This window comes from Clostridium sp. Marseille-QA1073 (assembly GCF_054863625.1).
Window position 1 is genome coordinate 1 of record NZ_JBSVQM010000021.1, and the last position, 14,618, is coordinate 14,618.

17 protein-coding genes and 1 other annotated feature are annotated in these 14,618 nt (G+C 28.3%); all 17 genes read right to left on the minus strand.

The genetic code is table 11. The annotated features are described in order from the left end of the window. Positions 1-554: hypothetical protein (locus ACY1IQ_RS16250; RefSeq protein ID WP_461614950.1), on the minus strand; the 554-nt coding region annotated here is incomplete at its 3' end. A 56-nt stretch (positions 555-610) separates the two neighbouring features. Beyond that, positions 611-1,195, minus strand: coding sequence for a non-canonical purine NTP pyrophosphatase (locus ACY1IQ_RS16255; RefSeq protein WP_461614951.1), 585 nt, complete (start codon positions 1,193-1,195; stop codon positions 611-613). A gap of 309 nt (positions 1,196-1,504) precedes the next feature. Continuing rightward, the gene (locus tag ACY1IQ_RS16260) at positions 1,505-2,248 is read right to left on the minus strand and encodes an alpha/beta fold hydrolase (RefSeq protein ID WP_461614952.1); all 744 of its coding nucleotides are present in this window, start codon (positions 2,246-2,248) and stop codon (positions 1,505-1,507) included. A 24-nt stretch (positions 2,249-2,272) separates the two neighbouring features. Next, entirely contained in the window at positions 2,273-2,464 is a 192-nt protein-coding gene (locus ACY1IQ_RS16265; RefSeq protein ID WP_461614953.1) for a radical SAM protein, read from the minus strand. 377 nt (positions 2,465-2,841) lie between these two features. Continuing rightward, the gene (locus ACY1IQ_RS16270; protein ID WP_461614954.1) at positions 2,842-3,648 is read right to left on the minus strand and encodes an MBL fold metallo-hydrolase; all 807 of its coding nucleotides are present in this window, start codon (positions 3,646-3,648) and stop codon (positions 2,842-2,844) included. Positions 3,649-3,688: 40 nt separating this feature from the next. Next, positions 3,689-3,865 (minus strand): hypothetical protein, encoded by a 177-nt coding sequence (locus ACY1IQ_RS16275; protein ID WP_461614955.1) that lies wholly within the window; start codon positions 3,863-3,865, stop codon positions 3,689-3,691. A 242-nt stretch (positions 3,866-4,107) separates the two neighbouring features. Next, the gene (locus ACY1IQ_RS16280; RefSeq protein ID WP_461614956.1) at positions 4,108-4,650 is read right to left on the minus strand and encodes a GNAT family N-acetyltransferase; all 543 of its coding nucleotides are present in this window, start codon (positions 4,648-4,650) and stop codon (positions 4,108-4,110) included. A 153-nt stretch (positions 4,651-4,803) separates the two neighbouring features. Beyond that, complete coding sequence (locus tag ACY1IQ_RS16285; RefSeq protein WP_461614957.1) at positions 4,804-5,199, minus strand: GNAT family N-acetyltransferase; 396 nt, start codon at positions 5,197-5,199, stop codon at positions 4,804-4,806. A 496-nt stretch (positions 5,200-5,695) separates the two neighbouring features. Continuing rightward, entirely contained in the window at positions 5,696-6,496 is an 801-nt protein-coding gene (locus ACY1IQ_RS16290) for a nucleotidyltransferase domain-containing protein (RefSeq protein WP_461614958.1), read from the minus strand. A gap of 715 nt (positions 6,497-7,211) precedes the next feature. Next, a complete protein-coding gene (locus ACY1IQ_RS16295; protein ID WP_461614959.1) occupies positions 7,212-8,369 on the minus strand; it encodes a MalY/PatB family protein in 1,158 nt (385 codons plus the stop codon). Between the two features lie 98 nt (positions 8,370-8,467). Next, positions 8,468-8,728, minus strand: a binding site (T-box leader). 121 nt (positions 8,729-8,849) lie between these two features. Next, a complete protein-coding gene (locus ACY1IQ_RS16300; protein ID WP_461614960.1) occupies positions 8,850-9,473 on the minus strand; it encodes a CatA-like O-acetyltransferase in 624 nt (207 codons plus the stop codon). Between the two features lie 102 nt (positions 9,474-9,575). Continuing rightward, entirely contained in the window at positions 9,576-10,013 is a 438-nt protein-coding gene (locus tag ACY1IQ_RS16305) for a GNAT family N-acetyltransferase (RefSeq protein WP_461614961.1), read from the minus strand. A 168-nt stretch (positions 10,014-10,181) separates the two neighbouring features. Beyond that, the gene (locus ACY1IQ_RS16310; RefSeq protein WP_461614962.1) at positions 10,182-10,628 is read right to left on the minus strand and encodes a GNAT family N-acetyltransferase; all 447 of its coding nucleotides are present in this window, start codon (positions 10,626-10,628) and stop codon (positions 10,182-10,184) included. Between the two features lie 401 nt (positions 10,629-11,029). Further along, complete coding sequence (locus tag ACY1IQ_RS16315) at positions 11,030-11,299, minus strand: hypothetical protein (protein ID WP_454055199.1); 270 nt, start codon at positions 11,297-11,299, stop codon at positions 11,030-11,032. A 235-nt stretch (positions 11,300-11,534) separates the two neighbouring features. Further along, positions 11,535-12,449 (minus strand): phosphotransferase enzyme family protein, encoded by a 915-nt coding sequence (locus ACY1IQ_RS16320; RefSeq protein WP_461614963.1) that lies wholly within the window; start codon positions 12,447-12,449, stop codon positions 11,535-11,537. Positions 12,450-12,597: 148 nt separating this feature from the next. After that, positions 12,598-13,086 carry a GNAT family N-acetyltransferase gene (locus tag ACY1IQ_RS16325; protein ID WP_461614964.1) on the minus strand — a complete coding sequence of 163 codons (489 nt, stop codon included), beginning with the start codon at positions 13,084-13,086 and terminating at the stop codon, positions 12,598-12,600. Positions 13,087-13,558: 472 nt separating this feature from the next. After that, positions 13,559-14,488: a S66 peptidase family protein gene (locus ACY1IQ_RS16330; protein WP_461614965.1), complete on the minus strand. Its 930-nt coding sequence runs from the start codon at positions 14,486-14,488 to the stop codon at positions 13,559-13,561. Between the last annotated feature and the right edge of the window lie 130 nt (positions 14,489-14,618).

A 14,618-nucleotide genomic window follows, 5' to 3' on the forward strand; every position in this document is an offset into this window, starting at 1 on the left:
ATTACAAAATGATTACCTGATTTAGAAAATCCACATTTAATCCATCCATCTAATTGTTCAGTATCAATCATATATGTATCATCTAAATATTCTCTTGATGAAACTCCAGGCTGAAAAACATTGTTAATAACAACTGACGCCCGTGGCCACCAAGGATATATTACTTCCAAACACCATCCATCATAGCTTATATGAACCCCATCTCCTGCATTCAGTCCAAAAATATCAATAACTTCCCTAGTAACTGGATTAATGAACCTTAAATAATCATCCGTAAGATTATTATTTATAATTTCAATATCATAAATTATGTTAATCATCTCACCAGTTGATGGATTATTTATACTATATGCAAAATCTGAAATTAAGAAAAAATTATCCTGTGAATCCCAGCCACCTGCGATGATTCCAGTTCCAGAGAGGATTACTTTATTAGTCCAAGGAGTAGGTAATGATTTTACTTCCATTAGCTTTGCTTTCTCAAGAAGTTTTAATTCAAAGTTTGTCCTTATTTCTATGACTTGTGAATTTTCTCTTTTTCTACTTTTAAACATGAATACCCTCTTTTCATATAATTAGATAAGTCCAGTTTAATCTTTTGTAAAATTTATTATAATTTCTTATTAGCGAAACCATATTTAGTCAAAATATATTCTTTAAAATTACTCATTATTTCACCATTACTCCAATAGGCTACCATTTCCTCCTCAGGTATATCTGAAATAGGAACATCAAAATCTTCTGGAATAAAAAGCTGCTCAATTGAAGTACCACATTTTTTACCAGGCTTAGTTGCTAATTTTCCTCTGTATGTTCCAGTAAAAACAACTAGTTTTTCATCTGGATGACAATATGCCAAACAATCTTGGATGATAATAGTACGATTAGTTTTGCCTTTCATTAAATTAATATAATCATCTACGGAAAACCATTCATTTACAAACTTGATAAAAGGTCCAGGAAATCCATTTAAAGATTCAATATAAAAACCAGCATCTGTTACCATAACTGGTTGATTTAATTCTTTACTTGCCCAACTAGCTGAATACATAGCTACTTCTTGAACACTTTTACTCTGAATTTCAGGAGTGCTTAGAATCTTTTGTAATAGAGCAATTCCTGTATTAGTAAATGTTTTTAAAGCAACATCAAACTTAGTATCATTCCCTGTAACATAAACTAAAGTGTTATCCATAATTAAACTCCTTTTTATCTTTTAATTAATTTTTCTACATAATTCATACTTTTTTATAATGCAGAATTATCTTTAGGAGAATTGCACTATATTTCTTTAAATATGTATCAGTACATTATTTTTAGTATAGTATTATTCAGGTTTTAAAGAAGATTATTCTTATACTAAAGTTCATCAATTTCCCTCATCATATAAATCAGTAATATCTTTAATAAACACTGTAAAATTTATTACTGAATAATAAATTACCTTAAGAAATTCTTTGGTTTTACAGTTATTATATTATTTAAGAAAAAGCAGCTTAACTGCTTAATTTGCTCTTTCTCCTCCTATAACTTTGTTTAAAAATTCTTTACTTTGGTGTGCAATAGTTTCATATTCGTAATCATGAACATAGTGACCACAATCTAATAAAATCTGTTGATTTTCAGGTATCCTTGAAACATACTCTATTAAATATTTTTGCCACTGTCCTTTCTCCCAACCTGTATCATCACCATTTGAAATAAAGAATAACATAGGTACTCTCGGTGAACCCATTTCATCGATTTTCTTTGCACTCTCTTTAATATGTTCTAGTTCCTGTAACATTGTCTTCGTAGCCGTTCTTCTATAGAAAATTGTTCTATATATTTGTTTTTCATCATCAGTTAGGGAACCATATTGGATTGCTGCTGAATTGTCATAAATAGATGGGATAAATCGAGTTAATCCAATCCTAGCTGCAAATGCAGGCAAGTTTAAAACAACTTTATTTGGCATTGGATAGTTCTCATATGCATCTGGAACAACTGGGTCTAGTCCTACAATAGCTCCAATTTCATTTGGATACTTTCTTGCCCAATAAAATGTTTCTATTCCAGACATAGAATGAGGAAATAATACATATGGAGCTTTTTCTCCAGCTAGAGTTAAGGCTTTTCTCGTTTCTTCTAGAACTGTATCTATATCTCTCGGAACATCTACAACTTCACTAAATCCATATCCTTCTTTCTCTATAACTGCAATACGATAATCATCACTTAATCGAGAATAGAGACTCTTAAAATCCAATGTTGGAGAACAAGTCTCCCCTCCTTACATAAATACTAAAGTAAAATCACCCTTACCTTCACTATAAACATGCATAAGATGTTCATTGACCGTAACCATTGTACCTAATGGTTGAAATAACTTCGACTCTTGATTTAACTTAATTTTATGATTAATAAAGCTAATCAAAATAATTATTAGTAAAATACCAACAATTGTTACAATGCTTACACTCACATTTTTACCTATCTTTATAATAGTTGCCTCCTTTTCTACTGAGTTATGTTATATAAATAATATTCGTGTTACCTTCTAATACAATGTAGAATTAGCTTTAACGAGATTATACCATATTTCACCAAATATACATTAATATATTTTACAAATTTAATAATAAAAGAATATTATTTTCATATTTAATATTTATATGTTTCCTTTATCATTTAGTTATTTTGCTTATTTACAATATATTTGAATTGCTACGTAAAAACACCACAAAATTCAATTCTAAATAATGCGGTGTTTAGAATAATTATTCGGTTTTTATTGTTGTGATACTAAAAAAGAATATTATGTATCACTATAGCTATAATATAAGTTCATTTCTTATATTTTTACCAGTTTATTTCCAAACCTACTCCAACTTCTTTTACAGGCAAAGTTTTATGTATTTCTGCTCTAACAGCAAATGAAGTACAATGGCAAGGATATAACTCCTTTATATTGTTCTGTTTTAGATAATCGATAGTTTTATTAACCTGTTCAGTTACTTCAAATAAATGAAATCCTCCTATAACTCCTAATACTCGATTATCTTTACATACTTCTTTTGCATATTCGATTATATTGCATATCCCACTATGAGAGCATCCTGTAATAATATAAATGCCCTTTTCATTCTTATATGCAAGAGCTGTGTCATCTATTACATAATCATCAACTGAAGTTTGTCCAACAATTTGTTTACCAATGGGTTTTCTATTTTCGAAGTGGTTTATTTGAGGTATTTCCCCTAAAAAAGTTATATGTTCACTAACTTTAATAGGCTCTTTTGAAAGAATTAGATTGCATTTTTCTTTTAATTCTTCCTCTAGAATAGGAGAACAAATTTTTAAATTGTCTATGAATTTTTCTTTAAATGCATCTGGATGAGCAACAATAGAAATATTATTTTTATTATTTTGTTCAAAGTAGTATTTTAATCCTCTTGTGTGGTCATCGTGACCATGGGAAATAACAATAGTGCTTACATTTTCTAAATCTATACCTAATGCAGTTAAGTTTCTTAGAAATAAATCAGAGTATCCTGCATCCAGTAGTAAGCTAGTATCCTCATCTTCAATATAATAGGAAACAGCAGGTTCGCCACAATAATATTGGTCAATGTATGTATTATTGTCTACTAAAACTTTTAGTTTCACCCTTTTTTCCTCCTTTACTTATACTTAATATTGTGCAATGTTAAATATAAAGATTTGTACTATTTATCTTGTAATAATTTATAATATTTTTTTCATTTCTCTCCCAGCTTATAAGTGCTCCAATTACTCCTCCTATAAAACCTCCAATAAAATATCCAAAATGGTTATAAGGGTCAAAGGATTTTCGGGTAATCAATATGCTAGTTATAGAGTCCACAGAAACCCCCATCCCCATTAGGATACCATTAATGAATACATATCTTCCCTGACCTTTCTTTCTATATTTCTCCACCTACGAATAAATTTTTCAGTATTCATTAACCAATCCCTCCTGATATAGAGCTATTAGTTATTACTACGTATTTTTTCACCACATTATTCAATTTTCAAAGAACATTATTCGTATTTTTAGATTGAAAAGTTAATTCATAATATAATCATATTCTGTAGTAAATATATTTAATCTTTATCAGATATAATAGCAAATACTTGATGGTCTTGCCACTGACCATTTATTTTTACATTTTTTTGTGCTATTCCTTCTTTATGAAAGCCTACTTTTTCTAAAACTCTCATTGAACCAGTATTTGTTAGCATAACACCTGCTTCGATTCGATGTAACTTTAACTCATTAAATGCAAATCTTACTGCTAAAGAAACTGCTTCCGTAGCATATCCATTCCCATTCTGTTGTTTGTCTAATGAATAACCAATTAAACAACTTTGAAGTGGACCACGAAGTATTTGAAACAAATTCACATATCCTATTAGTTCATTGCTATCTTTTACGAATATACCGAAGCAATATTGATCATCATTTTCTCTCTGTTTTGTCATATCACTAATAAATTTACGTTGTGAATCAAGCGTATAAAAGTTATCGTCATGAGTCGGTGAATATTTTTGAAAAAACTCTTTGTTCCTTAAATTTAAATCAAATAATGTTTCTACATCAACATCTTTAAAATATCTAATATATATTTTACTACCTATAATCTCCAATTAAATTACCTCCTATGTGTAAACCCAGTATAGAAAAATAATAGTTTTAAAACATCGCATTATTCAATTTTCAAATAACATTATCCGTATCTGAATTTTCAAAAGTTACGTCGCCTAATACTCAGATTCCAAATTGATTTATTTAAAACTTAATCATTTTTTTCTCCATACTCCTCCATGACATGAAGTAAAACCACAACCTTGATAAAAATCGCGATTATTTTCTTCAAATGTTACTGTTACAATAGAAATTCCCATATCTTCCGCCTCTTGCATTAACCTTTTTACAAGTGCATTACCAATACCTTTTCCTTGATAACTTGGATGAACAATAATATCCTCAAGATATCCGTGTTCTATGCCTGGACCTACCATATATCCAAATGCAATCAGATTATAATTCTTATCCCGTAACCCTGCCCAAAATAAACAATGCTCAAATAAAACAGGATAGTCGCTATCTCTTCGTTGCCACCCTACAGCTTGCCGAAGATCTGGAATCTCATGATTTTGGATTTCTAAATTAATTAATATGTTATATTTTTCCATTTTATCACCATCTCTTACTCGTTATAAATTACAATTCCAGCTAAATTAATTAGTAATTATAGCATATAATAGTGTTTATTATTATTTTTAGATAGATGAAAATTTTAATTTTATTTACCGTATTATTCAACTTTTAAATAACATTCTTTTCATATTTAATATTTATAGATAATAGTATTAACTTTGCAAATATTATTATCATGATATAATCTTCACCAAATTAGAGAACCAATTTATTTTATAACATATTCTTTCATCTGTTTTATTATCTATGATATCGTAGGGGCAAACAGTGTTCGCCAGTTTTCCTTTGCATATTTAGATTTCTTTTCACTTATATACTATAAGTTACTTATTAAAGTTAATATAAAGTCGCAAAATATTTGAATTGCGACGAAAAAACACCGTAAAATTCAGATATGAATAATACAGTGTTATAGTAAATTGCTCGTCTTTTCAGTTGTAACGTTAAATATGAATGTTGTGGAATAATGAATTATTTTCTTTTCACCTTTTCAAGTATTTCAACTAAATACTCTTTTGAATATTTTTCAGCTTCAGTATGTTTTATTAGTTCAGTTGTTGCGTGATGCTCTCTTAGCTCTAAATAAAGTTTAATTATTACTTGTAACGCTTCGATACAATCTTGAGCATCATAGGTAGGTAGTGTCTTTAATAATAATGGTAAATCATGAGGTGCGTCATATTCAATTTTTCTTACACCACGAGGAAGTTTTCCATTTTTCATTAATAATAACGGACCTATTACAATCTGTCGCATGAACGATATAAAATCTATTGCTTCAAATATCTCATTTCTTCCTATTTTTGTTGCACCATAATGTATCCAAACCCAAAATCTATCTTCAATCCATTGCAAATTAGGTGTTGGGAATTTTGCTTTACCTAATCTTAAGCTATTTGTAATTGCATTATCTCTTTCCCACAAAACAATTGGATCTTCAACCCTAATAACAATATCTTTTACTGATACGAACTTAAAATCCACATGTAGTAATGGTGGCCCATATAAGCATATAACTAGTCTAGGTTCACCAACATGTTCACCAGTAAATGCTGATAGTACCCTTCCTAAACTCTCTACTATTTTAAACCTTTCATCCATTACAGACTCATAATGATCAGAATCTACAGCTATAATAAGGTCAATATCTGAGAACTCATCCATTTCATTTGAAATGTACGACCCTCCTATAGCTATACCTAAAATTCTTAGATCATCTTTTAGTATCTCGATTGAGTGATTAATAAAGTCACTGTGTATACTTGGTACCATGCAAGTCATCCCCTTTTTTTATAGCCAAATTAAATACATATAATTAGGCATTACACCAATGTATCATACTTTTAATCTCAATTCAACATTTTTTAAATTAATAGACATTTATAAAAGTATTTAATCTATTGGTAAAGCTACTATTGTTTTATATAATATCTTACGAGCATGACTTTATTAACATTAAAATTACACTATATTTTATATTCAAATATAAAACATACAAATTTAAAACACTGTATTATTCACTTATCAAAGAACATCATTCATTTCTGTACTTTCAATAGTTAGTACGCATTTTAATCAATTTACGTCATTATAATAAATCAATAACATCTTTAATAAATGATACTGATTGTGAATAATATGATTATGAGGTGATTTTGAACTTTCTGGAGAACACTGTTCTCCCCTACACAAAATGCATTTTTAATATATAATTATAAAATAACATTCTCCCTTTAATTGTAATAATTTATATTTTTGTAGATTTATACCATGCCTAAAATTAGTTTTATTCATAATATATTCCCTAGAAAATACTGTTTCCCTTCTACTTATTCTAATAAAAATAATAAATAGATTATAGTACTATAATCTATTTATTAAAAAATATTTAAATTGAATAATAAGAAATACCGTAAAATCTATTTCTGAATAACATGGTATTTTAATGATTATTTAATTTTTATATTTGTTACATTAAATTAGAATATTACGTAATACTATTTACTGCTTCTTTAATTCTTTCAAGAGCCTCATTCAATAAGTTTTGAGAACAGGCAATATTAATTCTAGCGAACCCTTCACCACATTTTCCAAATCCCGATCCAAATGTTAAGGCAACCTTTGCCTTGGTCATAAAGAAATTTTCAAGTTCATCTTCATTCATTTTTAATTCTCTGCAATCTAACCAGACCATATATGAACCTTCAGGCTTAATTACTTTAATTTGGGGTATATTTACTTCAAAATAATCAATTAGATAATGCAAATTGCTTTGTAAATATGTGATTAATTCATCTAACCAAGGTCCGCCATGTCTGTATGCAGCCTCAACAGCAGCTAAACTAAATACATTTGTTGCGAAATCAAAATCATATCCTATCAATGCAGATTCATAAATATCGCATAATTGTTTATTAGGTATAATCAATATGCCATGAATCAACCCCTGTAAATTAAAAGATTTACTTACAGCTGTAATAATAATGGAATTCATTGCAAATTCTTCTGAAATAGATCCATAGGGTATATGTTTATGGCCTTTAAATATTACCCCACCATGTACCTCATCAGAAAGGATTAAAACCTTATACTTATTACAAATTTTACCTATTCGTGTAAGCTCTTCACTTGTAAATACTCTGCCACTTGGATTGTGAGGGTTGACTAATATAAATATTTTCACATTGTCAGCAATCTTACTTTCAAAATCTTCAAAATCTATGCTGTAATGCCCATCTTTAAGTACTAATGAGTTTGTTACCAAATCGCGTCCACTTTTTTTCACTATATCAATGACTGGATGGAATGTTGGTGAATGTGCCATTGTCTTATCTCCAGGCTCTGTAAATGAATCAATGCATATTCTAACTCCTGCCCAAATACCTGGAGAATTAGACAACCATTCTTTTTTTACTCTCCAATTATATCTTTGAGCATACCAGTCAATTATAGCATTATAATATGAATCTGATTTTAATTCATAGGCAAATATCCCTAATTTGGCGCGATTGATTAACGCTTCAGTAACACACTGCGGCGACATAAAATCCATATCAGCTGTACCCATAGCTATAATTTCTTCATTCTTGTATCTATCCCATTTTATTGAATTTGTTCCTAATCTAAAAATCCTTTCATCAAACATACTATAGCCTCCTTTTTTATTCTATTTTTATATACTTATTGTTATTTTAAAAATTTAGTGTACTATTATTAAATATAAAAAAACCCTTCATCCTAAAGAAATAGGACGAAAGGTATAACTTCCGTGGTACCACCTATGTTAGCTTACATATGCTCACTCAATATCAGTACAGAACTATTTCTAAATTCGATACTGTCCAATTACTAACGGTTTGGCTCCGTCCGAATGTACACTCTAATATAGATTTCCATTGGAAACTCCAAGATGTTATTCATTACACTCTTAGCGTAGGTATTCCACCATCACCTACTCTCTTTAGCCAGTGTTATGTAACTACTACTTCTTTTCTTCGCTTTTATTTATTAAATTTATAACGATAATACCATTGTATAAAATACTTATCAATTCTCTTAATAATATTCTACTTTATTATCTATGATATCGTAGTGGCGAACACTGTTCACCACTACAAAAATGAATTTATATAGAATTTATAAACTCTTGCAATCTTTCAATGAATTTTCCTACATGCATACCATCTAATAGCATATGATTCACTTGTATAGAATAAGGTAGTAACATCTTGTCCCCATCCTTAAAATATTTTCCCCAAGATATTTTAGGAATAGAGTCTTCTTTATTCATTATTATTTCATTAGATATATGTGTAAATGATATCCATGGAATACAAGAATAGTATATTAAATCATCTCTTACTTCACTTGTCTTTGGAAAATATTCTTTTTGTTCTTCTGATTTTTTCTTTGCATTATTAGAGAAAGTTATAATATCATCCTCTATATCTAATGTCACAATTTTAAATAAGTTATTTTCTGGCGACATATCAGTAAAAGATGGTTTAAGTACATCATGTAAAATAATCTTACCATCTCTAATTTTATAACGAAAATCTTCAAGTTCATTCATAACAACAGTAGACGCATAAATCATTCCATAATAAAAGGATATCTTTTTCACTTTAACAAATGATAAAAAATTAGTAATATCAAGATTCATACAAATATTGAATTGGGGATAATCAGCATTGCTAAAGAATTGATAATGTTCTTTTCTTTCCCAAGTATCAAAATTAATATATTTCATATTTCCTCCTACTTGCATAACATATTTTTTAATTGTTTAAAAGTAATTTACTTTATATTCAGATAAATTCTAAGAATTTATGAGAAAAATTTAATAAAAAAATTAAAGATCAAAACACATTATTATTTCATTCTCGTCAACTTCTCCAGTATGATAGAACCCTAATCCACTATATAATCTTTTTGCAGCTTCATCTCCATCAATATAACATAGAATAATCTTTGGATATTTTCTTTCACTTTTTATTTGTTCAATTACCAACTCCATCGCCTGTTTTCCATACCCTTTTCCTTGATAACGAGCATCAATCATAAATTGATCAATAAGATATGACTTTTCTTCATCATAGTGCCGTAATAATATAAATCCCACCATTAAATCTTCATAATAAACTGCAAGTGGTATTGCATCATCATAATAAACATATGCTTTTGCTAAAGATTTTGAATTTGGTGTCACAAATTTTGTTTGATATTCTGCTACTTGTAACCTTAAACATTCTCTATAATTATCTTTTGATATCTTCTCCAATCTAATCATTTTATTCACCTTTTTAATGTTTAATATGCTACAATATAGAAACAATTTTTGAAAAACTATACTATATCATATCAGATATTCATTTATATACTTCATATGTTGGTTAATTCATATCACTAGATCACATTATTCAATTTTAAATAATACAATATTTTCTTATTTAATACATTATCTAAACATTTGAACATACCATGTCTTATAATCATGCTTTTTATAAAAATTTATAATACTATCAATATCCTTTGTTGATGAATAAATTAAAGACCTCTCAATTCCATTATTTTTAGCAACTTCTAATATTTTTTCTAATAAAATACTCCCTATACCTAATCCCCTGTTATTTGTTGCTGTATAAACATCATCTATTTCTATATAAAGCTGTCCACAATCAATTACACTCATGTTTTCGGCTTTATGAACTGTCCCATAGACAAATCCTACAATCTCATCATTTAACTCAGCAACAAAAAAATATTTACCAAGTTTCGCTTGTAGATATTTTTTATCAGCAGGAATAAACCCATAAGTTATATCTGCATTACACCATTGTTGCTGCAGAAAAATAATTCTGTCTAAATCTTCATATGTACATTCTCTAATAATTAAGCCTCTCATACTCCCCCCATTATTTGCTTCTTAATATTTTATTAAATACGTATTAATACATTATACATATCTCTAACACCTTACTATCTTCATATATAATGTGTATATTCTGTATTAGATTTAGAAATAATATTCTACTTTACTATCTATGATGTCGTAGGTGCGAAAAGTGCTCACCGTTTTTTTTTGCACATCTAGATTTCTTCTCACTTATATAATATAAGTCAATTATTAAAATTAATATAAAGTGGCAAAATATTTGAATTATGAAACAAAAATACTGGTTATTCTTTTGAATAATACGGTATTATGAATAATTTATTTGATTTTACAGTTTAGTTGTTAAATATGAATAGTATGTCCTAATGTCTACATATGTCAGATGTTTTTATCTCATTTGTATATTAACTTCAAAGGTTATTGGTCTGCTTTTTTCTCTTATTCTTTTCATTAATAAAATAAACTACCAATAAAATCAATAAAGAAGTCCAATATATTATATTAATGATTATTTGTGCTGTTTTACCTACATTGCTATATATGCCAAAAGATTTTCTGTAAAAAATTCCTGTAATAGCCATCAAAACTATAAGTAAATTAGAACCCTTTTTATCTTTGCTAAACTTAATTATAAAATATATTCCTATGATAATAAAAAATAAAATTGTACCATAATCCATAACAATATCCTCCATTCTGGTCCGTCATATCTTACTATCATGAATTAATTATAACATATTTTGTAAATACCGTATTATTCAATTTTCAAAGAACAATTTAGTTCGCAATATAATCAAATTATGAAGCAAAACATAACACCCTAAATCATTCAAATTTCCTCATTTTTTTAAAATCTATATCAATATAAGGTAGTCGATTCTCAATATTATATTTCATATCTTTTAAATACTCTTTCTATGAATCATTAATCTCATAATTTGCCCATAATTTTAAAATAAAGTTATATGAGCAAATCCTTCTATATTCTAAAAATAATGGTATTCTCTCTATCCATTCTTCTTCAATTTTATTTTCTTCTAAATATCCTTTTAAAAAGCTTTCAATAAACTTAACTCCAAACTCTATACGCTCTTGTACGTTCCTTATAGGAACTGTTTGTAAAGAATGATAAAGAGCAATTGCAATATCACAAACATACCAATGATATAAACAATCATCAAAATCAAAGACTATTATACTACCATCATGAATAAAAAAATTATATTGATGGAAATCATTATGTATCAATCCATAAGAATCCTTATCTTTAGGCAAAATATTCATTTCATTTATTATTTCTGTCCATATGTTATAAATAGCAAAATCCTCTTTAGTAATTCTATATCCTTCTCTAAAATTGATGTCTTCATTCCACTGTTCCCTTGCAATTATTCCTTCTTTTGGCGTATAATCTTTTGTCAAACAATGAATCTTTCCCATTGTCTTTCCCCATTGATAAAATAATGATTCGTTCCATCCATTAACATTATCCACTCTTGGAGAGTGTCCATTAGCTTTTTCAAACACTGAAACAAAATAGCATTGGTCATTATCATATATAACATCTACAAATTTATTATTTATAGATGGTATAGTTTTTGATACATTTACTTTCATATGAAATAGATAATTTATATAATCCATTTCAGCCTCATAACGTGATAAATTACAGGAATTTTGTTTTGAAATTCTTAAAATATATGCATTGTTTTCATTTTGTAACTCGTAAATAAGATTAGCTGAATTGCCAATTTTATTAATATTAACTTCCAGTATATTTAATTGGAAAAGTTTAAAAGCTTGCTTTAGAATTAAATTATTATCTTTCATTTCTCCTCCCACTTCGCAACAATTCATGCAAAATTATCTATTTTCAGATTTTTTGATTGATAAATAATTAAATCATAAATTATTTGAATACAATATCTCATTATTATACTTTATTAATAACAACTTTCTTAGCTTTATTTAAAATATTCTACTTTTCTCTTTTATTCTGTATTTCAAAATATATTGATTCAATTCCATCTTCAACAAATGTTTCAATTTTTATAAATCCAACCTTCTCTAATAATCCTATTGATCTATAATTATTGGAATATGTAAAGGCTCCAACTTTTTCTATATTAAACTTATTGAATACTTCTTTAACAAAAGCTTTTGTAACCTCTGTTGCTATCTCCTTACCCCATAACTCCTTTTCAAAGATGACAACACTTAGCATAGACATTTTTTCATTATTTTCATCTATACCATAACACCAAATATCTCCAATATATTTTCCTTCAAAATATATTACTTTGCCGTAGCTTAAAGCATCTTCTTTTAGAGACTCCTCAAATAATCTTAATGCTTCTTCTAAAGATTTAATACTAAAAGGAAATAATTTTTTTATTTCTTCATCTTGAGTTTTTTCCCAGAAGGTCACTACATGATTCTTCCCTCTTGTTTTTAGCATTATGTCCATAAAATTCATCCTTCCATAAAAATTCTACTATAATGCAAGTTTTATTTTTATTGTGCTAAATTCTACTCAAAGCTTATTTCTATAAATTTAGGTCTAATTTCAATATTTAATTGTAATATATTCACTAGAAAGTACTGTTCTCCTTCTTCCTATCTTAATAAAAATAATTACTCTCCTTATTTTATTAATAACATTATCTATCATATTATTACAATCTACTTATTAAAGTTAGTATGAAATATAACGTAAAGAAACCGTAAAATTCAGTTATGAATAATACGGCCTTTTATAAATACTTCGTTTTTTTAGTTGTGGCGCTAAATCAGAATCGTGAGCATTGATGTGTCTATAGTGACGTCCATCAGAATTTGATATGCAGGATTAAATTATTTATTCCGTGAATAGACATAAATAATCTTCTGGAATAAAATAGTTAGCTTATTCCAGAAGAATCCAAAGACGTTCTGTGTTTTTATATACTCACTGTTGGCTCAAGTATTGTCAATGTATTGTTATAAGTGTTAAGGTTAGCTTGAGCACCTATAGGTATAGCCATCTTGTATCTGCCATGTCCTGATGCTAAATTTGTCATAAGAGGTTTATTCAATGGCATTATAACTTCATTAATTAAATCTTCATATGACTTACCATATGCAATTGTACAACTCGTACATTCACCCATAATGATACCTGCACAATCCCTAAATTTACCTGCTAATATTAGATGGTTTATATACCTGTAAACTGTGTTAATAGGCTCATGAACTTCTTCAATTAATATTATCTTTCCTCTGGTATCAACTTCAAATGGAGTGCCAAGATTATCTACAAAGGATGTAAGGTTACCTCCTACTATAGGCCCTGTTACATTTCCAGGGATTCTACTTATTAGAGGCATTCCAGGAGGATTTTCAAGCTCCCTTGGTGAGGTAAGTGTAGACGTAGCAGTGAAAAACTGATTGAAGTTGTATGCAGGAGTAGTCGGTCTAAAGTCTATTAAAAGAAGACTATGAAAAGTAATTAAGTCAGACCATTCATATAAAACATTTAATAAAATTGTTATATCACTGTACCCTGTGATAATTTTAGGATTCTGTGCAATGACAGAGTAATCAAGATATGGTATAATACCTGCAACACCTACTCCACCCCTTGAGGGTATGATAGCCCTCACATCAGGGTTTTTAAACATATCCATTAAATCAGAGGCCCTCTCTTCTTCTGTGGCTGCAAGATATCCATTAGAAGAATATACGTATTTTCCTAAAACTACATTAAATCCCATATTATTAAGAGTCTGTATACCAGCATTAATGGCATTCGCAGATAATGGACTCCCTAAAGTAACTATTCCGATTGTATCTCCTTCACGTAAAATTTGTGGTCTCGTTGCCATACTCATTCACCTTCTAAATAACTTAATAATATATAATCTTACAATTCCGTAAAAACTACTCCTTGTCGCTATTTATATCTATCCTCCCCCACGGACAGGAAGTTTAGACTTGTGGAATTACTAAAACTTCGTTTCA